Annotated in this window: 25 protein-coding genes; 15 read left to right on the forward strand and 10 right to left on the reverse strand. The window is 39.3% G+C overall.

Annotation, left to right across the window (positions count from 1 at the left end; all coding sequences use genetic code 11):
- Positions 1-5 precede the first annotated feature (5 nt).
- Positions 6-1298 carry a glutamate-1-semialdehyde 2,1-aminomutase gene (hemL, locus tag ACXACJ_RS01960; protein ID WP_475132582.1) on the forward strand — a complete coding sequence of 431 codons (1293 nt, stop codon included), beginning with the start codon at positions 6-8 and terminating at the stop codon, positions 1296-1298.
- Here the strand turns inward: hemL and ACXACJ_RS01965 are convergent.
- The 3 genes from ACXACJ_RS01965 to ACXACJ_RS01975 form a co-directional block, all read right to left on the reverse strand.
- A complete protein-coding gene (locus ACXACJ_RS01965; protein WP_475132583.1) occupies positions 1295-2467 on the reverse strand; it encodes a DUF3667 domain-containing protein in 1173 nt (390 codons plus the stop codon). The two genes, hemL and ACXACJ_RS01965, sit on opposite strands and share 4 nt — an antisense overlap.
- A 122-nt stretch (positions 2468-2589) precedes the next feature.
- Entirely contained in the window at positions 2590-3234 is a 645-nt protein-coding gene (locus ACXACJ_RS01970) for a hypothetical protein (protein WP_475132584.1), read from the reverse strand.
- Positions 3235-3772: 538 nt separating this feature from the next.
- Positions 3773-4282 (reverse strand): DUF4442 domain-containing protein, encoded by a 510-nt coding sequence (locus tag ACXACJ_RS01975; RefSeq protein ID WP_475132585.1) that lies wholly within the window; start codon positions 4280-4282, stop codon positions 3773-3775.
- A 51-nt stretch (positions 4283-4333) separates the two neighbouring features.
- Between ACXACJ_RS01975 and ACXACJ_RS01980 the strand changes: the two genes are divergently transcribed.
- Genes ACXACJ_RS01980 through ACXACJ_RS01995 form a run of 4 tightly spaced genes read left to right on the forward strand, consistent with a single transcriptional unit; the run spans position 4334 to position 9278 of the window.
- Positions 4334-5452 carry an NAD(P)/FAD-dependent oxidoreductase gene (locus tag ACXACJ_RS01980; RefSeq protein WP_475132586.1) on the forward strand — a complete coding sequence of 373 codons (1119 nt, stop codon included), beginning with the start codon at positions 4334-4336 and terminating at the stop codon, positions 5450-5452.
- Between the two features lie 41 nt (positions 5453-5493).
- Positions 5494-6960: a Na+/H+ antiporter NhaC gene (nhaC, locus tag ACXACJ_RS01985; RefSeq protein ID WP_475132587.1), complete on the forward strand. Its 1467-nt coding sequence runs from the start codon at positions 5494-5496 to the stop codon at positions 6958-6960.
- The gene (locus ACXACJ_RS01990) at positions 6957-7541 is read left to right on the forward strand and encodes a 3'-5' exonuclease (protein WP_475132588.1); all 585 of its coding nucleotides are present in this window, start codon (positions 6957-6959) and stop codon (positions 7539-7541) included. Before nhaC ends, ACXACJ_RS01990 begins: the two co-directional genes overlap by 4 nt.
- 15 nt (positions 7542-7556) lie before the next feature.
- Positions 7557-9278, forward strand: a complete 1722-nt coding sequence (locus ACXACJ_RS01995) for a M28 family peptidase (protein WP_475132589.1) — start codon at positions 7557-7559, stop codon at positions 9276-9278.
- 9 nt (positions 9279-9287) lie between these two features.
- Here ACXACJ_RS01995 and ACXACJ_RS02000 read toward each other — a convergent pair whose 3' ends face one another.
- The 3 genes from ACXACJ_RS02000 to ACXACJ_RS02010 form a co-directional block, all read right to left on the reverse strand.
- Entirely contained in the window at positions 9288-9464 is a 177-nt protein-coding gene (locus ACXACJ_RS02000) for a hypothetical protein (RefSeq protein WP_475132590.1), read from the reverse strand.
- 50 nt (positions 9465-9514) lie between these two features.
- Positions 9515-10114: an ATP-grasp domain-containing protein gene (locus tag ACXACJ_RS02005; protein WP_475132591.1), complete on the reverse strand. Its 600-nt coding sequence runs from the start codon at positions 10112-10114 to the stop codon at positions 9515-9517.
- 153 nt (positions 10115-10267) lie between these two features.
- Positions 10268-10417: a hypothetical protein gene (locus ACXACJ_RS02010; RefSeq protein ID WP_475132592.1), complete on the reverse strand. Its 150-nt coding sequence runs from the start codon at positions 10415-10417 to the stop codon at positions 10268-10270.
- Positions 10418-10478: 61 nt separating this feature from the next.
- Here ACXACJ_RS02010 and ACXACJ_RS02015 point away from each other — a divergent pair, with 61 nt between their 5' ends.
- A complete protein-coding gene (locus ACXACJ_RS02015; RefSeq protein ID WP_475132593.1) occupies positions 10479-11063 on the forward strand; it encodes an aspartyl/asparaginyl beta-hydroxylase domain-containing protein in 585 nt (194 codons plus the stop codon).
- On the opposite strand, the gene ACXACJ_RS02020 is transcribed toward ACXACJ_RS02015, so the two are convergent.
- Entirely contained in the window at positions 11060-11377 is a 318-nt protein-coding gene (locus ACXACJ_RS02020) for a HesB/IscA family protein (protein ID WP_475135064.1), read from the reverse strand. The genes ACXACJ_RS02015 and ACXACJ_RS02020 overlap by 4 nt on opposite strands.
- A 178-nt stretch (positions 11378-11555) precedes the next feature.
- Here ACXACJ_RS02020 and ACXACJ_RS02025 point away from each other — a divergent pair, with 178 nt between their 5' ends.
- From ACXACJ_RS02025 to ACXACJ_RS02045, 5 genes are read left to right on the forward strand one after another with little or no spacing between them, the layout of a single operon-like run.
- Positions 11556-12077, forward strand: coding sequence for a DUF7935 family protein (locus ACXACJ_RS02025; RefSeq protein WP_475132594.1), 522 nt, complete (start codon positions 11556-11558; stop codon positions 12075-12077).
- Positions 12078-12083: 6 nt separating this feature from the next.
- The gene (locus ACXACJ_RS02030; protein WP_475132595.1) at positions 12084-12506 is read left to right on the forward strand and encodes a YkvA family protein; all 423 of its coding nucleotides are present in this window, start codon (positions 12084-12086) and stop codon (positions 12504-12506) included.
- A 32-nt stretch (positions 12507-12538) separates the two neighbouring features.
- Positions 12539-13180, forward strand: coding sequence for a thioredoxin family protein (locus tag ACXACJ_RS02035; RefSeq protein WP_475132596.1), 642 nt, complete (start codon positions 12539-12541; stop codon positions 13178-13180).
- Positions 13138-13788, forward strand: coding sequence for an NAD(P)H-binding protein (locus ACXACJ_RS02040; RefSeq protein WP_475132597.1), 651 nt, complete (start codon positions 13138-13140; stop codon positions 13786-13788). Before ACXACJ_RS02035 ends, ACXACJ_RS02040 begins: the two co-directional genes overlap by 43 nt.
- Before the next feature lie 12 nt (positions 13789-13800).
- The gene (locus ACXACJ_RS02045; RefSeq protein WP_475132598.1) at positions 13801-14247 is read left to right on the forward strand and encodes a hypothetical protein; all 447 of its coding nucleotides are present in this window, start codon (positions 13801-13803) and stop codon (positions 14245-14247) included.
- Between the two features lie 60 nt (positions 14248-14307).
- Here the strand turns inward: ACXACJ_RS02045 and ACXACJ_RS02050 are convergent, their stop codons facing one another.
- Positions 14308-15483 (reverse strand): hypothetical protein, encoded by a 1176-nt coding sequence (locus tag ACXACJ_RS02050; RefSeq protein ID WP_475132599.1) that lies wholly within the window; start codon positions 15481-15483, stop codon positions 14308-14310.
- A gap of 60 nt (positions 15484-15543) precedes the next feature.
- Between ACXACJ_RS02050 and dtd the strand changes: the two genes are divergently transcribed.
- The 3 genes from dtd (at position 15544) to ACXACJ_RS02065 (ending at position 17350) form a co-directional block, all read left to right on the forward strand.
- On the forward strand, positions 15544-15996 hold the full coding sequence (gene dtd / locus ACXACJ_RS02055; RefSeq protein WP_475132600.1) for a D-aminoacyl-tRNA deacylase: 453 nt from the start codon (positions 15544-15546) through the stop codon (positions 15994-15996).
- Positions 15996-16340, forward strand: a complete 345-nt coding sequence (locus ACXACJ_RS02060; protein ID WP_475132601.1) for a nucleotide pyrophosphohydrolase — start codon at positions 15996-15998, stop codon at positions 16338-16340. Before dtd ends, ACXACJ_RS02060 begins: the two co-directional genes overlap by 1 nt.
- A gap of 185 nt (positions 16341-16525) precedes the next feature.
- A complete protein-coding gene (locus tag ACXACJ_RS02065) occupies positions 16526-17350 on the forward strand; it encodes an aspartyl/asparaginyl beta-hydroxylase domain-containing protein (protein ID WP_475132602.1) in 825 nt (274 codons plus the stop codon).
- Between the two features lie 82 nt (positions 17351-17432).
- Here the strand turns inward: ACXACJ_RS02065 and ACXACJ_RS02070 are convergent, their stop codons facing one another.
- Complete coding sequence (locus ACXACJ_RS02070) at positions 17433-18131, reverse strand: 2-phosphosulfolactate phosphatase (RefSeq protein ID WP_475132603.1); 699 nt, start codon at positions 18129-18131, stop codon at positions 17433-17435.
- An 82-nt stretch (positions 18132-18213) separates the two neighbouring features.
- Positions 18214-19302: a glycine cleavage system aminomethyltransferase GcvT gene (gene gcvT / locus ACXACJ_RS02075; RefSeq protein ID WP_475132604.1), complete on the reverse strand. Its 1089-nt coding sequence runs from the start codon at positions 19300-19302 to the stop codon at positions 18214-18216.
- 193 nt (positions 19303-19495) lie between these two features.
- Between gcvT and ACXACJ_RS02080 the strand changes: the two genes are divergently transcribed.
- A complete protein-coding gene (locus ACXACJ_RS02080; RefSeq protein WP_475132605.1) occupies positions 19496-21877 on the forward strand; it encodes an ABC transporter permease in 2382 nt (793 codons plus the stop codon).
- The last annotated feature ends 35 nt before the right edge of the window (positions 21878-21912 follow it).

Below are 21912 nucleotides of genomic sequence, written 5' to 3' on the forward strand. Positions count from 1 at the left end.
CAATCATGCTCAATACTGAACGCAGTCAAAATCTTTTTGATCAAGCTAAAAAACATATTCCAGGTGGTGTAAACTCCCCTGTAAGGGCTTTTAAAGCTGTAGGAGGAAATCCTCTCTTCATCAAAAAGGCGAAGGGTGCATTCATGTACGATGAAGATGATAATGCATATATCGAGCTGATTAACTCTTGGGGGCCAATGATTTTGGGCCACGGAAATGAGGGAATTGAAAAGGCGGTATCTGAAGCTATAAAGAATTCTTTGTCTTTTGGAGCACCAACAGGCATTGAAGTAGAAGTGGCAAACCTGATTTGCGAGATGGTTCCGTCTGTGGAAAAGGTGAGAATGGTGAATTCGGGAACGGAGGCAACCATGTCGGCTATTCGCTTGGCTAGAGGTTATACTGGCCGAGATAAGATCATCAAATTTGAAGGTTGCTACCATGGTCATGGCGATTCATTTTTGATAGCCGCAGGTTCAGGAGCAATGACGATGGGCGACCCAGATAGTCCAGGTGTAACCAAAGGCACCGCTGCCGATACCATTACTTTGCCCTATAATGATCTACAAAAAGTAGAAGATTTGTTAGCCGAAGCTGGCGATCAGGTTGCTGCTTTAATCATTGAGCCTGTTGCGGGTAATATGGGCTGTATTCTTCCGAAAGAAGGTTATTTAGAAGGTTTAAGAACACTGTGTGATCAGCATGGTGTAGTTTTGATATTTGATGAAGTAATGACTGGTTTTCGCTTGTCTAAAGCTGGAGCGCAAGGTCATTATGGAATTCAGCCAGATTTAACCACGCTAGGCAAGATCATTGGCGGAGGAATGCCTGTAGGTGCTTATGGCGGTAAACAAGAAATCATGGATTTTGTGTCTCCAATGGGACCTGTTTATCAGGCAGGAACACTTTCTGGTAATCCTGTTGCAATGGCGGCTGGTTTGGCTATGCTGAAGCAAATTTGTGCGAAACCTGACTTATATAATAAGTTGGCTTCCATAACGGAGAGAATTGAGGCTGGTTTTCAGGAAAATCTTGACGAACTGGGTTTGAATTACACGATGAATAGAATCGGATCTATGGTGAGTTTTTTCTTTACAGATCAAGAAGTAGTTGATTTCGAATCGGCCAAAACTTGTGACACAGCTTTATTTGGTAAGTATTTCAGAGAAATGCTTAATCAAGGTATCTATTTGGCGCCTTCTCAGTTCGAATCATTATTCATTTCAGAAGCCATTACGGAAGAATTGGCCGATAGGATTATTGAGGCAAATTTGAAAGCGCTAAAAGCAATTCATTAAAAGTACCAGAAGCTTATTGCTAATTCAGTATAGAAGAACATCTGTAGCAAAATGCTATAAATGAATCCAACAATATTGAATTTGATCAAGGTTTTGAACCAACCTTGTTTGTATACATTCAAAAATGATATATAAACATAGGTACTTACCCCAACAAAGAAAGCGACACCTATTAGAATTCTTGCCAATTCAATGTTCCATGACGGGAAATTACTTTCTGTAATCAGTTTGAACATAATCAGCAGTCCCAAACCATATACTAAATAAGCAAAGGAATGAATGTGTAAAGCATGCACAATGTGTTTAATGTACAGGTGTTCTCTTCTCACATAAATCAACTTCAAAATTGCCGCGAAAAGAGGAATCAATAAGAACATCATTAAAGGTAAGTTTCCAAGAACGAAACCTCGAAAGCCTTTTTCGTCTTCGAAAACTCTTCTAATCTGACTTTTTAAATGTTCTTGTTCGCTACCGCCTTCATTGAATAAGCCAATTTCCCAATTGCCACCTTGAGTTAAAGAATCCAAAAATTGATCATCGGTAAGTCGTTTGTCTCTGGCATATCGATGAACTCTATCGAAAAATGGTTCGTCATCTTTTTTAGCAAGCTCAAAAAGGTTGATTTTCACATTCAGAGAGTTTATATCGGCTTTTCCGTATTTAGAAACCAGAGAATCATAGAGATTGTTGAATTCTTTTACTTCCGGAAATTGAGACACCAAACTATCACTTAAGCTGGCAATTTTTAATGAGTCAGAAAAGGATTGTAATCGCTCGTCATTTTTCAAATCAGTGATGTCTGCGGTAGCAGGTATGGTGAAGTCGTTATTACCTAAATCTGCTAAGTCGAAGTCAAGCAAAAAGGAAATCACAAAAAAGTAAAATACACTGAGAACTAGGTATAACCGAACAGGATGAATGAAATGCTTGATTTTACCTTCCTGAAAACGGTTGGTCAATTTGCCAGGCCTACAAAGGAAGGGCATAATACTATGAGCCATTTTTGATTCAATACCCAAGTAGTTGTCCATAAATTCTCTTATCAACACCCAAAAAGTGACATTATTGTCGGTGTTGGATTGGCCACAAACAGGGCAAAAATTATAATGCTCTTCTAGTTTGCTGTCGCAGTTGTTACAATGCGTACTTCTGCGTTCTTTGGATTTCATGAAAAATCGTTTTGAGGAAAAGTTAAAGATAAAGGCTTGCCGTGATTTGCCAAAATGGAAAATAAAAAAAGACCAGAGGTGAGGCTGGTCTTTATGAGTAGTGTTTAGGTGTAAGGGAATCGTCAGATCATTTCAAGAATAACCTCATGCCTAATAAGGCCGTGTTTTTCTTTAATCTGCTTAAGTCTTTCTACGCGCTCAGCGATTTTTTCCATATGCTCGGGCATGCCCGACTGGTAAACAATCCTTTGAATCATACCCTCAGAAACTTCAATAGAATGATTGTCTTTATCTCGAATAAGGCCTTGCCAGTTCGGATTGTCAATCTCATATTTTTTTCTGATTAGGTCAGTGATTTCCCTACTCACTTGACTGGTATTCGTTCTTGCTTCAATCACGCCAAGAAAGAAATCATCGTCCAGAAAGTGTAGTTGTAAAATGCATTTCACTTTGCTTAAAGTAAGCCTGTAAAAAAGCACTTTGTGGTTATTAAGGATAGACTTTTGGGATGAGGTATAGTTTGGCTTGCCTAAATGTTTTAGGGCTTCCTTTTTACTGCTGCCGAATTTGAGACCATAGAACCGAATATCTTTTTCGGTTCTGATCTCGGTGGTGTTCCTTAGGTTATCTGTAAGGTTGAGGACTCTTGTTTGATTCGATAAATAGTTTTGCCCTTCGTAAAAATCCCTGCGGCTAGCTTTATACTGCAGGCTTTTTTTACTAATAGTGAAAACTCTCGCGAAAATAGAATTCACGTCAAGGCGCATACAAACTCGTGTTTAGGTTGTTTTAGTTGCTCGAAACTATTTTGGTATCGAATTCATACGAAATTAACAAAGTTCAAGCTTCAAATCCAAGGTTCATAAATGGTCAAAAAGTGCGTTTAAAGTAATGGAATCGATGTTTTTCTAATTCTCAACATGTAACTATATGTGAATAACAAAAAAGAGTATGTATAAAATTTTGATATTTTTTATTGTATCATTCTTCAATAATAAAGTCTATTGAGAAAAGGGTTTGACCCCAAATAAGTTGTATTTAACCTCGGCTTTCTGTGGGAACGATTTCAATTGTAAAAGTCTCTACAAAGCCTTGTATATGTTCAAGGAACATAGGCACTCTAATAATGTCCATATCTTTATTATAAGATTATCTGTTCTGCCCCGGTACCGAATTCAGGCTTTCCTTTTTTCACGCAACCAAAACATATCCCAGCGTTTAAATTGGATTAAAAAAATCATGGTTGATGCTTTGTACTGAATTTACATTCAACATCAACCTCTGTTAAATACTTTTTGCTGTTGGTTAGGCTTTGGTTTTTACTTTCGACCAATCCTTTATTTGCCAAAAAATGTGCCCTGTGGTAAGGTGGTTGCCATCTTTGTCGTGTGTTTTTACTTCGCAGTTTACAATTACAGAATCATTAGTTTTCAACGGTTCTATTACGGTTTCTGTAAGCCACTCTTCCGTTACTTCGAAGTAAGCAAAGGCATCCATTTTTCCCTGATAATGGTATTCCATTTCCATTTTCTGCATGATAATTCTGTACTTCTGAGAATCAAGCGCTGAAAGTAGAACAGTTCCTGTAGTGAATTCAGAAACGGTAGCAAGTCCGCAAGCATGGAGTCCTCGAATGTGGTTAAGGTTCATGCGTTTGTAAGGATAAATGGTTTTGATGCTTCGATCTTTTATTTCCACGATTTTAATTCCGTGAGCTTTATTGAAAGGGATAAGTCTTAATAAACCAAAATTGAGAAGAGAAAGATGGCGCTTTGAATGCTTCGCTTTTTCGAGGAGAAGGGTAGGATCGAACATGATTCTGTTTTTTTGAATTAATTTAGCCAAGTTTCTTTAAAAAGAATGTAGATGTTGAGTTTTTGGGAAAGGCAGTCTTTTTTGGCTTACGACTGCCTCATTATTGGTGGAGGAATTGTTGGTCTTTCTACGGCCATTTCTATAAAGGAAAAGGAACCTGATGCAAAAGTCGCGATTTTAGAAAGGGGGATTTTTCCTTCGGGAGCAAGTACAAAAAATGCCGGATTCGCCTGTTTTGGAAGCCTTACGGAGATTTTGACTGATTTAAGTCTCATGTCTGATGAAGAAGTTCGTGATCTGGTTGAGTTCCGATGGAGTGGATTGGCCTTGCTTCGTGAAAGGTTGGGCGATGAGAATATTGGCTTCAAAAACTTTGGTGGTTATGAATTGCTCTTTGAAAAGGATTTGGCAGCATTACATCAATTGGGCCGTGTTAACGATTTGCTTGAGCCTTTATTCAATCAAAAGATTTATCATGATAGAACAGACCTGATTGGCCAATTTGGTTTTGATCAGGATAAAACCAAGGCTTTGATTTTTAATCCGTTGGAATCGCAGATCGATACGGGTAAAATGATGAAGTCTTTGGAGGCTTATGCTCAACAATTAGGCATTAAAGTATTTACCAATACTGAAGTTCTTTCTTTCGAAGAAAAATCTAATGGCATTGAAATTCAAACTGCGAATGGAGTTCAATTCAAAGCAAAAAAACTGGCTATTTGTAGCAATGCCTTTACCCGAAAGCTTTTACCCGAAACGGAGTTGAACCCTGGGCGTGGCGTAGTTTTAGTAACCAAACCTATTCAAGAACTACCTTTTAAAGGTACTTTTCATTATGATGAAGGTTATTATTATTTCAGAAATTTTGAAGACAGAGTGATTTTTGGTGGAGGCCGAAATCTGGATATTGCTGGCGAAGAAAGTACTGAATTTGAGGTTCGAGATCTGATATTAAACAAGTTGAAATCGGATTTGGAAACTTTGATTCTTCCCGGTAAAAAGGCCGAAATTGATATGTCTTGGGCTGGTATTATGGCATTCGGAAAAACCAAACAGCCGATTGTCAAAAGACATAGTCAGCATATCGTTTTAGGTGTTAGATTAGGTGGCATGGGAGTCGCCATTGGAAGCAAAGTAGGTCAGCGATTAGCGGGCTTGCTGCTCGAATAAAATAAATCTTCTTATCTTCAAATCCTGACTTCAAAAGTACTATGACGAAAACCTATAAAAAGCCTACTCTTTTTCAGGCTTTTATCCCGATTATCTTTTTAGTAATAGCCTTATTTATTAATGTTCGAATTTTTGGTGACGCAGCCCTAGATGGCTCAAATCAAATAATTCTTATTCTTTCTGCTGGTGTAGCAACGCTGGTGGCGATGAGATTGGGCTATAATTGGGAAACCATTCAGAATGGTATTGTAAAAAGTATCAGTTCAGCGATGGCCTCTATCATCATTTTATTGCTGATAGGTTCATTGGCCGGTACATGGCTGTTGAGCGGAATTGTTCCCGCAATGATTTATTACGGGCTCCAAATCTTGAATCCCACCATATTTCTTTTTGCGGCTTGCATCATTTGCTCTATTGTTTCCATGGCCACTGGTAGTTCATGGACCACAGCCGCTACTGTGGGAATTGCATTGATAGGTATTGGTCAAGCATTGGGTTTGAATGAAGGAATGGTAGCAGGAGCAGTGCTTTCAGGTGCTTATTTCGGAGATAAAATGTCTCCACTTTCAGACACTACTAATCTAGCGCCAGCTATGGCGGGTACAGATTTGTTTACTCATATAAGGTATATGGTTTACACTACCGTACCTTCTATCAGTATTGCTTTAATTCTGTTCTTGATCCTAGGGTTTACTGCTTCTGGAGATGGGGCGGCTATTGAGACCGAAACCATTTTAACTGCGATAAGCTCTAAATTCAATATTAACGGATGGTTGTTTTTGGTTCCGATTGCGGTGATTGTAATGATTGTGAAGAAAATGCCTGCAGTACCTGCGATTTTAATCGGAGCATTATTGGGAGCCGTTTTTGCACTTGTTTTTCAGCCTGAAGTTGTTCAAAGTGTGGCTGATTGGGAAGGTGCTGGTTGGGAAATAACCTTTGTAGGAATTATGAAGTCGCTATATGGTGACATCAGTATTGTAACTGGAAATGAGATTGTAGATGAGCTTTTGAGTTCAGGCGGAATGGCCGGTATGTTGGGTACGGTTTGGTTGATTGTTTCTGCCATGATTTTTGGCGGGGTAATGGAATCAAGTGGTTTGTTGAAGCGCATTGCAGAGGCTGTAATTTCTAAAGTAAAATCAACGGGGTCAACCGTGACATCTACAGCATTAACTACAATTTTCTTTAATGCTACAGCATCCGATCAATATTTGGCCATTGTAGTTCCAGGAAGAATGTATGCCGATATTTATAGAAGAAAGGGCTTGGCTCCAGAAAACCTTTCCAGAACTCTAGAAGATTCAGGAACGGTGACTTCCGTATTGGTACCTTGGAACACCTGCGGAGCTTATCATTCTAATGTTTTGGGAGTGGCCACTGGCGCTTATTTGCCATATGCCTTCTTCAATATCATTAGCCCAATAATGACCATCATATTTGCATACCTGAATATCAAGATTAGAAGAATTAAGCCAGAGGCGTTAGAACCTGAAGTTGTAGAATGATATTTCCTAAATCGATCAGCAAAGACGAGCTGATGAAATTGCCGCTCTCAGGCTATGAGGGCAAAGTCGTTATTGCAAATACTGAAAATGCTATCAACGAAGCCATGAGTGAAATCTCACAATTTAATGTTGTGGGGTTTGACACAGAGGCGAGACCTACTTTTAAAAAAGGGCAAATCAGGCAAATTTCGCTTATTCAAATAGCCACGGTTGAAAAGGTATATCTGTTAAGGATTATGGAAACGGGACTTCTTCCATCCATCGTATCCTTTATGGAAGATGAAAACTACACAAAGGTGGGTATTGGCCTCGATGACGATTTTAACCTCCTGAATAATTTGAACCCTTTTATTCACAGGGGATTTTTAGATTTAAATAAGAAATTTGTCGAGCTAGGTGCGCAAAACATTGGGGCTAGAAATTTAGCAGGTATGATCTTGGATATCAGAATTTCCAAATCTGCACAAACTTCTAATTGGGAGGTTGTTGAATTAAGCCCAAAGCAAGTGAGCTACGCAGCTACGGATGCATGGATTTGCTTAGAAATTTACCGCAAGCTCGAATATTGGGGATTCGTTTAAGACACTCTTAATTTTATGAAACGACTTTTTGCAGTTTTGGCCATCATTATGGCCTTTGCTTTTCAAGCGCAAGCTTTTCAGTTTAACAATTTCCTTGAACCATATTACCAAAATGCTGAATCGGAATTTGATGCTAAATCGGCATACGAAACCGTGGCCTATGTTCAGCAATTCTGGAGATTAGCAGGCAATGAAGGGTTCAACAACAGCATTCGCTTTGTGGAAGAAAATCTGAAAAGAAATGGCTATGTGTTAGAATCTGAAGCTTCGGCTTCCGATCGCATGACTTACAGAATTGAAACCCGAGAAATGGAGCGACCTACTTGGGAGCCGTTTGCAGGAAGTTTGTCTCTGGCCGATGGAACAGAAGTTTTGAACCTCAAAACCAACTTCAACATGATAGCTTCAGGTTCTTACCCCACAAATGGGGAAAAGGAATTTGAGGTGGTTTACATCAAAGAGTTTGGGCGCGATGCCTTAGAAGGGATTGATGTAGAAGGAAAAGTGGTGATGGCAGAAGCAAGCGTTGGGCAACTTTTCAGAATGGCCGTTCAGCAAAAAAATGCGGCAGGGGTTTTGGCTTATCGCATTCCCGATTTCAACCAACCAGAAAAAAATCAAAATTCAATTTCATTTAGCGGAGTACCTTCTGACGAAGAGAAAAAAGCGTTCGGAATTCTGATGTCATATAAGGCTTTCCAAACCATGAAGCAGTATTTAGCTTCTGGCAAAAACAAGGTGAAAGTTGATTTGAACACCAAGGTTTACCCTTCAGAAGAATTGACTTTAGTGGCCGAAATTAAAGGTAGTAAACATCCTGAAGAGCGTTTTGTATTCAGTGCACATGTTCAAGAACCTGGGGCAAACGACAATGCGAGTGGGGTTGGTACTTTGGGTGAAGTGGCCTCTGCTACCGCTCGTTTAATAAGGGCTGGAAAGGCCAATCCAGAACGCACAATAACCTATTTGTTCGGAGATGAAATCGTGTCAACCAGAAGATATGTTCAGGAAGACAAGGAGCGCGCCAAGGATATTAAATGGGGAATGAGTTTGGATATGGTAGGTCAGAATACGGATTTAACTGGAGGTACTTTTTTGATTGAAAAAATGCCTGATCCAGGAGCGATTTGGACCAGAGGAAATGAAAAACATACGGAGTGGGGCGGAAGACCTTTGAAAAAAGAGGATTTAAAGCCTCACTATTTCAATGACCTAAGCATTAAGGTTTTTGAAGAAATTGGCGAAAGAAGAGATTGGGTAGTAAAGTACAATCCTTTTGAAGGCGGAAGCGATCACGTACCTTTCTTACAAGGGAATATTCCTGGTGTGTTGCTTTGGCATTTTACCGATCAGTTTTACCATACCGATCAAGATAGAATCGATAAAGTGTCGCCTGAAACGCTCAATAACGTTGGAATTGGTGCAATGATGATTTCATTGATGTTGACTGAAAATCACGATATGCTATCTCAGTATGTGCTCTATCAAGCTTCAATGGCTGCTACAATGAGATTACAAGCCGAACTTAATTTGAGCAAAAAGGCACTTTCAGAAGGGGCGGATGTAAAAGACGAAAGAGATGTTTTGGATACTTGGGCCGATTATTACCGAAATGTTTTTCAAACTACTTTGGACTTAGAGCCTAAAGATGAAGCTGCTTTCAAAGCGAATTTGGATGAAACTCTTTCGGCTTTAATGACCTACAGAAATATGATTATGTCGCAGTTGAAAAAATAACTGCGACAATTATAATTGTTGCCCCAGCCTTTCTTCCATCTGTCTTATTTTCTCAGCTTTTCTGCCTTGGTTATAGCCTATTCTATAAGCAATAAATAATGGGATGATTCCGAAGATCATAAGTGTGAAAAGGATGAACAGTATTTCAGGGCCGCCTGGCATACCTATAGAGATGATATTTTTCATGTTCTTAGTTAAAAGAACAATATAATGTATAAGATTAGCTTGTGAAAATCTTATTTTGAAAAGGAGTGGTGAATGGCGTTTGCGAGAACTTCAGCTGCTTCAGGCTTTAATCTGAACCACAATTCAGGCTCTATCATCTCTAATTCGATAACAGCCAGTTGATTTTCATTATCTCGAATAATGTCTACTCGGGCGTAGAGAGGAGCAGGATGACAAGCTGCCACGGCCTTTTCAGCAAATTCCCTTTCTTCTTTCGAAGGCTCATAATCGTGTACGGTTCCTCCAAAATCATCTTGCACCCGAAAATCTCCCGGTTTGGCTATTTTGAGAACAGCATGCGTATAGGTTCCTCCCATCACCATCAGTGATATTTCACCCTTCTCAACCACATTCTTTTGAAAAGGCTGCAGCATAAAAGCTTCTTGTGCAATCAATTTTTGAAATGTTTCTTCATGCGCACTAAGGTTTTCAGAAGTCAATCTATAAGTGTAGCGAGCTGCTCCTGAAACACAAGGCTTCAAAATGGTTTCCTTCCATCCTGTTTGCTGGTGAAGTTTTTCGAGCGTGGTTTTACTTCCTGTTTCTATGTAAAGCGTTTCAGGAATGTTAATGCCTCTTTGTTGTAAGTCGCCCAAATAGTGTTTGTCCATGTTCCACCGAACCAAATCAATCGGATTGAATAGCTGGCTTACCTCTGAAACATGATCTAACCATTTTTGCCATGCGGCATACTTATCAAAATAATCCCAGGTGGTTCTGATTAAAACCGCTTTAGTGCTGGCCCAATCAAAATCAGAATTACTCTATGACTTTCGGCCTACTTTTAGCCCTTTGGCTTCAAAAGCTTTCTGCACCAACCCGTCTTCGGTGAGAATGTTCTGCACGTAAGGTGTGATATTGGTTGGGTTTTCGTAAGCATCGCAGGTAGCTATAACTAAATCAAAGCGGGACATCTTCAAAAATTTTCGGCAAATATAGTTTCTTAATGTAAGCCAGAAGTTTAAATTCATGGCAATGTTACCAGAAAAAATAAAGCTTCCGTTCAACTTTGATGTAGCCCGTTTACATCATGATTTTTCAAATTTAGAAAAGGTCTGGACCGATCATTTTGGTTCAAATCTTTATGAAGGAGACTGGTCGGCTTTACCTTTAAGAGGCCCTAAAGGAGCTACACATCCTGTTCAAATGATTTATTCTAACCCAACGGTCAAAGAATTTGTCGATACGTATTTTTTAGATGCTTGCCCATATTTTAAAGAAGTAATCGGGACTTTCGAAACCTATATTACCAGTGTTCGACTGATGAAGTTAGGAGCGGGTTCTGTGATTAAAGAACACAGGGACTATGATTTGGACGAAGAAGAAGGGATTGTTCGCTTGCATATACCGGTAATTACCAACGATAAAGTGGAATTCTACCTTAACGGAACAAGGGTAATTATGAAGGAAGGTGAGTGCTGGTACTTACGATTGTCTGATCCACACAGCGTGGTGAACAACGGAACGGACGATCGTATTCATATGGTATTAGACATGAATCTCAACGATTGGCTTTCCAATTACTTACTTACAGTTTCTGATGAAACTTCCTTGCCTTAACTTTCTTCTGCCTTTTCCTGTTCTGGATTTACAAAAGTAAAGCCTCTCGCATCGGCTCCTTCATAAAAATCCACTTCAAGCCCCAAAAGGTACATGGTTTGTCGTTTTTCTACGTGAACTGTAACACCGTCCACCTGATAGGTGATGTCACCTTCTTTGGGTTGGTCAAAACCTAGCATATAACCCAAACCTCCGCAGCCAGTTCCGCCCTTAACCCCAATTCTTAAACCGTATCCTTCAGGAATACTCTTGTTCGCCATAATGTTTTTTACTTCTTCAATGGCTTTTGGGGTTATGCTAACGGGTTCAAGAATCATGGACATATGCTGATTTTATACATGCAAACTTAAAGAGAAAACATCTTGTTCCATAAAATGCCAAAAATGAAAATGGGAGAGCTTTTTTTACTTCATGAATGGCATTGGGAAAGATTCTCTTTATTTTCACTCACAATTTTGAAGAATCAATGCGTTGTTCTTCCACAGCTTACTTATGGAACACTTAATCGACTTTATTCAAATTCTTTTACCTGCTGGCCTAGTGCTTTATGCGGTGTATTTAATAGTGAGAAGTTTTTTGCAGAAACAATTTGACGCTCAGTTAATTCAATTGAAAGCAAAAAATATTGAGACTGTTTTGCCCACCAGATTGCAGGCCTACGAGCGAATTTGCTTGCTTTTAGAGCGCATTTCACCCAATAATATGTTGCTAAGGTTAAGCGATCCATCGCTGAGCGCCTATGAGTTTCAGCAAATTCTTTTAACAGAAATTCGAGAAGAATTTAACCATAACCTTTCTCAGCAGGTTTATATGACAGATGAGGCTTGGGGACGCGTGAGAGGCTCTGTAAATGCGATTATTGCCATTGTACAAGAAGCAGCGCAAGAAATGACTCCAGAAAACAATTCCATCGATTTGGCGCAACGTATTTTCGATAAAATGATAACGCTGAATGCCGATCCTGTGGGAGAAACCTTATCTTTTGTGAAGAACGAAATCAGACAGGTATTTTAAGATTTTATGAGCAGAACTGAAGAACCTAACGAAAGAGAAAAGAAAGTATTTGGAAAAATGAAGCAGAAGGCTGCCAAGATTGTCAACGACAATCAAAGGCTGAAAGAAGTGCTTCATAAAACCAAAGAGAAAATGGATTTGACCGATAAGGATGATTCCTTGAAGTCGAAATTGGTAGAGTATGTTTCTCTTCTTGTCCGGATGGTTTCAAATACGGTCAAAGGTGTTTACCCTGATACGCCTTGGCAAACACTCATTATGTTTGTGGCGGGGTTGCTCTATTTTTTAACGCCTATTGATGCAATACCTGATTTTATTCCTGTTGCGGGTCTTATAGACGATACTACTATTCTAGTTTGGTTGGGGAAATGTTTTCAGAAAGACCTTCAGAACTATAAAAAGTGGGAAGATTCGAACGTTTCTAAATAGGCTTTGGTTTTTCTGCTGGAGAGTAGAAAATTATGCAAAATAAAGTCATTACCCCCGAGTTGATTCAAAGTGCTATGAGCTACGCGCAATACCGCGAACTGTTAGATGCGCTCATGGCTGAAGGAAAAACCACTGGTTTAGATCAGTCGGAATCGAAGTTGAATTATGCACGCTTGAACGATAAGCGAATGCGTAAGTGGGAGAAGATTGGAAAGATAAATCCTGAACTTCAAGAAAAACTTTTGGAGGTAAATAAGCCCATGATTTGGCTTATCATAACCGAAGGCTGGTGTGGCGATGCAGCTCAAAACTTACCTTTCATTGAAAAAATGGCAGCTATCAATCCTAACATTGAATTGAAAGTATTGCTGAGAGATGAACACCCTGAGGTAATCGATCAGTTTCTTACCAATGGAGGGAGGTCTATTCCTAAAATTGTAGCCATCAATGCATGGGATTTATCTGTTTTAGGCGATTGGGGACCAAGGCCATCTTTCATTCAATCTGAATTTTTGGAGAATAAAAAAAGTCAGCAACTCACTGGGAAAGAGTTTGTTGAGTACATGCATTTGTGGTACGCGAAAAATAAGGGCATTGCTTTGCAGAATGATTTTTTGGCTATTTTAGATGTATGGAAAACAAAACAGCAATCATTGCCGGTGCAAGCGGGTTGATTGGTCGGTCATTAACTCAACAACTTCTCAACAACAAAAACTACGGTCAGGTAGTGGCTTTGGTCAGAAAGCCACTTGGCATTCAGCACGAAAAGCTTTCAGAGTTAATAATTGATTTCGATCAACTCAGTGAAACCTTGAATTTCCCAAAAGCAGATGATGTTTTCTGTTGTTTGGGTACTACTATGAAAAACGCAGGCTCTAAAGAAGCCTTTTACAAAGTCGATTTTACTTATCCTTACGAGCTTGCTAAAAAGGCTTTAAGAGAAGGTGCAAGCCGGTTTTTTTTAGTGTCGGCCATGGGGGCTGATTTAAAGTCACGGTATTTTTATAATCGGGTAAAGGGAGAATTAGAAGACAAAGTTTCTTTTCTGGATTATCGTACGATTTACATTTTTAAGCCTTCGCTACTGAGGGGAGATAGAAAGGAGAATCGTCCAGGAGAAAAATTCGCTCAGTTCATTACCCGAATCATTCCTTTTGTAGGCCCTTTGAAAAAATACCATCCAATTCATGCCGATAAAGTGGTTGATGCCATGCTAAAAGTGGCTCGTCAACAAGATAAGGGCTGTTATTTCTATGAGTTTGAGATTATGAGAAAGATGTAAATGGTATTCAAGTTGGAGAAATTATGGCCTGTTCTTTTAGCCTTTCTATTTGCTGCAATAGGTTATTTGAATTTTAATGGTGTATCAGTTAATAGCATAGATTTGCAGTTTTATGATACTTATTTTGTGATTGATTGGGGTACTTTTGCGGTAGGCCTTTTTTATTTCTTTTTAGCCTTACTATCACTTATATATCAAATACTAGTTCGCTTTAAGGGGTGGGTTTATGCTTTAGTAGTTGCTTTTTTATCTTTGGCTGGTCTATTCAGAATACATCTTATGAAGAGAAGCATGGTGGCATTAGAAAGGGTTAGGGAATATCTTTCTAGCGAACCTTCTTATGTAAATACTTTGTTGTATTATCTCCAATGTACTTTATCCCTCTTTTTGTTAATCAATGTTATAATTCTGGGGAGATATTTATTCCTTAAAAGGATTAAGATGAAATCTGATTTTTAATAAAAAAACTAGATCAGATTGTGGTGTTGTTAATATTTTTGATTTGTCTTAATGAATTTATTAACCCATTTTTTTGAGGTTAAAGACTGAAAGCCCAACTGAGATGACCCAATAGATCCCGATAATCAAAAGTGTTTGAAAAGAAGCGAACTCAGGATACCAGTTTTGCCAAGCATCCCATTGAAAAGCTGGGTTTGGGATTTTTGCATGTAACATCATGATGGGCAGCGAGAAAACAACAATCAGCCAGAAGTTCTTTTTGGAAGTTTCTTTCATCTCAAACATGATCCAAGTCGCGATAAATGGGAATCCTAAAAAGATAATGCGGGTCATGTCTCCACCAGCCAAAATGCCAAAAACTAAATAAGTCAAACTAAAAAGAAGAAGGAGGTTTCGTTTGTTGTCGTAGCGATTTGTTTTTGCGTAATGTCTGGCAGCTAAAAACAAACTTGGGCCAAACGCAACAAATGCAGCAAGTATCCACCGACAAATTTTCAGCGGATGTAAAACCACTTCTTTGGCATGATACAGCAAGGTAATTACGGCTCCTTTACCCGTTTCTAGGGGAGGAAAATAATGGTTAACTACCCATTTTGTAGTGAAGCTAAATGCAAGAGCAAGCAGCAAAGGAAGCATTTGGTAATAGCCTTCTTCGGTTTTTCTGTTATGCCAAAATGCATAGCAACAAAGCACAATTAACAAGGCTAAAAATGATTCTTTTTGAGCTGTTGCGATGGGGCTGAGAAGGAGAAGCCACCAGAACTTTCTTTTTAAAACCAGCCAGAGCAATAAGGCTTGAAAAAGGTAAAGCGGTAAATCAACGGTTATTGGGTCGAAAGCATTGAGTTTGATGAGTCCACTCCAATGAAAAAGCAGCCATAAAAAGCCAGCAATAACCCATTTCAGATCAAACCCTAATTGTCTCCAGAGCAAAAAAAGCATGACTACGGATAAAAGCGTGAAGCCTAAATTGATGTTTTGAAAATCCTGAATGACATCTCCTGATCCAAGTTTGGCAGCGAGCCATGGCACTAAAATCCTTCCATTGAAAGGAAAAGGTACGTCATAATTTTCTTGCTGAGGCTCATAGAAATAATTGTAAATGAGGGTGTAGTCATTTCCATCGAATTTCGGAGCAAAAGCATAAGTCAGGTTTGGCTGTTGATTTTGATAAAAGAAGAAGACCCCTACAGCGACAATACAAATAATGGGAAGCCAAAATAACCTAATTCGCATAGTTTGAAATTTAGCCAAATTACTTGAATCCTATTTCAATAATAAGGTTTTTTGCACCCTATGATTGCTGTAATACAAAGAGTTTCGGAGTCATCGGTTACCATTAATGGTGTTGTAAAAGCTGCCATTCAAAAAGGAGTAATGATTCTGGTGGGAATAGAAGAGGCCGATAATCAAGAGGATATAGATTGGTTGAGCAGGAAGATTGTCAACATGCGAATTTTTGAAGATGAAAACGGGGTGATGAACAAAAGCCTTCTGGAAGTAAATGGAGAAGCTTTGGTGATAAGTCAATTTACACTTCACGCGAGTACAAAAAAGGGAAATCGACCTTCATATATCAAAGCAGCTAAACCCGATATCGCTATACCTTTGTATGAAGCTTTTAAAACTAAATTAACTGAAGATTTGGGCAAAAATATAGGCTGTGGAGAATTTGGAGCAGACATGAAAGTGGCGCTCATAAATGATGGCCCTGTGACCATAATTATAGACACTAAAGACAAAAAATAATGACTGAACAATCAAAAGGAATAACAGCCGTTCAAAAGGAAGTAGACGACTGGATCAAGGAATTTGGAGTGCGCTATTTTAATGAGCTTACCAATATGGCTCAACTTACCGAAGAGGTGGGTGAAGTGGCGCGAATTATAGCAAGACGATACGGAGAACAGTCAGAAAAGGAGTCTGATAAATCGAAGGATTTGGGTGAGGAATTAGCTGATGTGATGTTCGTGGTGGTATGCTTGGCCAATCAAACTGGTGTGGATTTGCAAGAAGCTTGGAATAAGCGAATGGCTGAGAAAACTTCTCGAGATAAGGATCGTCATAAGAATAATGAAAAGTTAAATTCTTAAATTTTTTTGAACGTTTTTAAAACTGATCAGTTCTACAAAAAGGGGTAAGTAATATGTTGAATAGCAAGGCCAAACTGGGATCGATTGCCTTGGTATATCAACCTTTTTAAGTATTGAAGTGTCATTAATTCTAACTTTTAAACCAAAGGAAGGAACTATTAAAAGCCCTTTCTGATTGCCCAATTATGATTGTTTTAAAGATTCTAGGCATAATCGTTTTAGCCTTTTTACTATTAAATGTGGTGCTCTATTTTTTAGAGCCCAGTCTCATTGCCATCACCTTTTCTCTTGTTTTGAGGTTGTTTAAGCGAAATCCGCCAATGGTAGATTTGGACGAATACTTTCCTCAACATCAAATTTTAAAAGACAATTGGCATGTGATTCAAGAAGAGCTTGTGGAGGTGCTGAAAAATGAAAACAGCATTCCGAAGTTTCACGAAGTAGATAAAATTCAGCGTTTTATTTCTGACAAGGATAGTTCAGCATGGAGAGTTTTCATGTTCAAAGCCTACGACAATTGGCAAGATGGAAACTGCGAAAAGGCGCCAAAAACAGCTGCTTTGTTGAAGCAAGTTCCAGGCATTACAACGGCTATGTTCTCTATCATTGGTCCAAGAAAACATATTCCACCGCATAACGGATTTTATAAAGGTGTTTGGCGCTACCATTTGGGGCTGATCATTCCTAAGGAGGGCGAGTGCTACATTGTGAACGGTGGAAAACGCTATGATTGGAAAGAAGGAGAAGAAGTTCTTTTCGATGATACTTTTCAGCATGCAGTTTGGAACAAAACCAATGAAACTCGTGTAGTATTATTCTGCGATGTGTTCAGAACGGATCTCCCAAAAATCTTCCAACCATTGAACAAATGGGTTTATGGCTTAAGAGAGAAGAGTAACCGTTTGAAATCGGTGTTGAAAAATGCAGAAGTTCAAGTGGATTTAGATCCAGAAGATTTCGCGCCAGCACCAAAACAAAACGCAGAACCGGCATTGAGCCATTCAGCATAAGAACTTTAGTTAATAACGTATAAATAAAAAAGGAGCGGTTTATGATTAAGCCGCTCCTTTTGTTTTATGTCTTTTCTGAATTTTAAATTACCAACTCTTTGCCTTGTAGTTTGGGTAAAACGTTGAATTCGTTTACACGAGAACAATATTCAATATCCTTGTGAATGTTGAATTTGGCCAATCGGGCTGCGTGATTACTTCTGTTAATGTAGTAGCCTATATCCGAAGCCATGCTCTGGTATAAATAGAAAGAACTGATAGCGGAATCGCTTTCAAATTCTGCATCTTGTTTTAGAGCGTGACAAACCGCTCCCGCAAAAAGGCTGTCTTCCAAATTGTAACGGCCTTTCCAACCTGCACAAAATAAAAGCACATCTTTTTCTGACTTGGCTAAATGCTTAACTACAGCACTTAGGTTGAGAAATGCTCCAATTAGCACTTCATCGGCTTCTCTAGAAAGCTCGATAGCCCGAGTGCCATTTGTAGTTGTAGTTGCTATTTTTTTGCCCTTCATTTCGGGCTGCATATAATCGAAAGGCGAATTGCCAAGATTGAACTGAGGGAGTTTTTCTCCGCCTCTTTCTCCAGCCATTATATAACCGGCTTGTCCTAAGGCTTCGCACTCTTCAACCGTAGCCACAGGAGTAATAGATGCTACACCTGAGCCTAAACCAGCCACCATACACGAAGTAGCTCTGAGAATATCGATAACAACCACCGTTTTTCCCTTAACATCATACTGATGGATAAGGTCGGGAGTATAACAAACGTCTATTTGCATTTTGAGGAATTGACTATTTACCGCTAACGCGGAATGAAAATAGCTCTGCTTGAAAATAAAATTCAAACAGAGCTAGTGAGTTTTATTTTTGAAAGAATGGAAGTTTAACAACTTCAGCCTTAAGTTTTCTATTACGAACAGCCACAAATATTTCTGTTCCAGTTTTGGCGTTTTCAGTGGTTACATAGCCCAACCCAATGCCATAACCTAAAGAAGGAGACATGGTGCCCGAGGTTACTTCGCCAATCTGCTTTTCATCAGCATCCAATAATTCATAATGACTTCTAGGAATGCCTTTGTCAATCATTTTGAAGGCAATTAGTTTGCGGCTTACCCCTTCTTCTTTTTGCTTTTTAAGATTTTCACTATTGGTGAAATCCTTAGTGAATTTGGTTACCCAACCCAATCCGGCTTCTAAAGGAGAAGTTTCATCGGTAATATCGTTGCCATATAAGCAGTAGCCCATTTCCAAACGAAGTGTATCTCTTGCTCCTAAGCCGATAGGTTTAATATCGAACTCTTCGCCTGCTTCGAATATGGCGTTCCAAACTTGTTCAGCGTAATCGTTATGAACATAGATTTCAAAACCACCAGCTCCGGTGTATCCTGTAGCTGAAATGATTACATGTTCCACGCCAGCCATTGGGCCAACAACGAAGGTGTAAAACTTAATTTCAGAAAGGTTTACAGACGTAAGCTTCTGCAATACCTCTGTGGCTTTTGGTCCTTGAACTGCAAAAAGAGAGTGGTTGTCAGATACATCGCGCATATCTACACCTTTGGTGTTGTACTTGCTGATCCAATTCCAGTCTTTTTCAATATTAGAGGCATTTACCACTAACATGTATTTTTCTTCATTGAATCTGTAAACCAAAAGGTCGTCTACAATTCCGCCATCTTCATTAGGTAAACAAGAATATTGCGCCTGACCGTCCACTAATTTTGAAGCATCGTTACTGGTAACACGTTGGATCAAATCAAGTGCATCGGCACCCTGCAAAACAAATTCACCCATGTGTGAAACATCAAAAACGCCAACTCCATTTCTAACCGTTTTATGTTCTTCAAGGTCTGAAGAATAACGAACTGGCATATTGAATCCCGCAAAAGGGACCATCTTTGCTCCAAGCTTTTCGTGGAGGTCGTTAAGGGCTACTTTTTTCAATTCCATAGGGATGTCTGTTTTTTTGGCAAAAGTAACAATTACCTGTCAAAAACGCTGACTGAAAGCTAAAGCTTATGCCTTTTCTGAATCGTGCTGTGCTTCAGTTGTTTAGAGAAGAAAATTTGAAACTCAAGCAACCCTTTAAACTTCTTTTTCGTCTGTCTTTCAATTCAATCACTCAAAACAAAAGGTCAAAATCATGTTTAAGAATTTTTTGAAGGTTACCGTCAGGAGCCTGCTTAAAAGCAAAGTATTTGTTTTTATCAACATTGTAGGTTTGGGGCTCGCACTTTCTTGTTGCATCATCGCCTTTCTCAACTACCAATTCTCTACCACTTTCGATAGGCAACATCAAAATTTTGATGAGCTCTACGAAGTTTCTGTCCGCATAGACCAAAATGGTTCGGAAGTGCCCTTAGGGGTTGTGCCTATGCCACTAGGGCCTATCATTAAATCAGAAATCCCTAGTGCTGAAAAGGTTAGCCGCTTTGAACGAACTGGGATTACCATGAAGCAGGATAACAATGTGTTTAACCGAACCATGGCTTTCGTTGATCCAGATTTTCTGGAAATGTTCACTTTCCCTATGCTACATGGAAATGCTGACAGTTACCACGAAATGTCTACAGTTCTCATTTCGGATAAAACGGCCATTTCAGTTTTTGGAAAAGAAAATGCGGTTGGTGAAACCGTAGAATTGGTACGTTCCGGCCAACCCAATCTTCTGTTGACTGTAGGAGGCGTTTTTGAAGAACCAGGACTGAAAAGCTCTTTGCAATTTCAGCTTCTGGCAGATTTCGAAAACTTCTACAGAAACTTTGGAGCTGAAAAAGGCGATTGGAAACGCTTTGCGGATGGTTTGTTCATTCAAAGCAAAGACCCTTCGATTGTAGAAACTGCACCGGCATTGCTTCAGAAATATGCAAAAGTTCAGGCGGAATCTAGAAAGGATTATCAAGCCAGCGGTTTTTGGTTGCAACCCATGAAAGATGTCGCTTTTAACCAAAGAGATATCAACTCAACGAATTTGGGGAACGAAGCACTGCATCCAGCGCATATTTTAGCGCCTAATGTAATGGCTGTGCTCATTTTACTACTGGCTTGTTTCAATTTTACGAATACTGCCATAGCCATGTCGAACAAAAGGCTAAAGGAAATCGGGATTAGAAAAACGGTTGGTGGTTCGCGCGGACAATTGGCGTTTCAGTTTTTAGGTGAAAACTTGGTGCTTTGTCTGCTGGCTTTAGGTATGGGCTTTTTGTTTTCGTTATGGTTGGTACCTAAATACAATGGAATGTGGCCAACTGTAGATGTTAAAGTTACACTTCTAGATAACCCAGGAATGATTGTCTTTCTTGTGGCTACGTTGCTTCTCACAGCACTATTGGCTGGTGGCTATCCCGCTATTTTTGTTAGTAAATACAGACCAGTGGCCATTTTAAGAGGGACTTTGAGAGTGGGTTCGTCAAGCATTCTTTCCAAAATTCTTCTAGGCTTTCAAATGTTGATTTCTGTAATGGCTCTAGTTTTCGGTTTTACCTTTTTACAGAATTCCAGTTATCAGGAGAGTTTGGATTTAGGCTATGACAAAGAGGGGATTCTGATGGTGCAAACCAACAGTGCGAATGAAGCTAATAGAATTCGTTCGGCCATTCAGTCGAATCCGATGATTCAGGAAGTGAGCCTTACGAATGGCCATGTAGGATGGAATACCTATGAAGGAACGGTAAAGACCGATAGCGATGAAGGCATGGTGGATATGATGGACGTTGGGCTTAATTATGTGGAAACGATGGGGCTTGAGGTAATTGATGGAAGATCTTTTACGGCTCAAAACCAAGAAACTGATCAGCATAATGGTATTATTATTAATCAGAAGATGGCTGCGCGTTTCGGTTGGACTGAACCAATTGGGCAACATGTTACTGTAAGTGATTCCATTCGATATACAGTGGTAGGTATGGTGAAGGATTTTTACACCTTCGGCCTTTGGGTGCCTATTGATCCTATGATGATTCGCTTGAGGGATGATCAACAGTTGGCTATGGTAATTGCAAAAGTTGATGAAAAGCAATTAGGTAATGCGTTTGATTTTATGGAATCTACTTGGACTCAAGTAATCCCTGATCGGCCTTCCCGAGTTTATATGCACGAAATCAATGTGCTTGGAGAAGCTCGTGATGTGAATAAAAATATTGTAAACATGTTCTTATTCTTAGCGGTAATCGCTGTGGTACTTTCTGCTATAGGCTTGTTTACGTTGGTTTCTATTAATATTCAAAGCCGAACCAAAGAGATTGGCATCAGAAAAGTGTTGGGGGCTTCCATTACCAAAATTACGACTCTAATTAATAAGCCGTTTTTGATTATTGTGGCTATTGCGTCAGTAATAGGAGGGATAGTCGGAATTTATGTTTCCAACTCGCTGATGAGTAGTATTTGGACTTACCATGTGAATCCTGGGCTTTTGAGCGCCCTGGTACCGATTGTAGCGATTCTTCTTATTACCTTATTTTCTATCTCGGGTAAAGTGATTAATGCTGCCAGAAGAAACCCTGTGGAATCGTTGAGATACGAGTAATAGTTAATTCTATACTTAGATGTCATTCAAAAATA

The sequence above is a fragment of the Roseivirga sp. AWQ4_251 genome, from assembly GCF_056158225.1.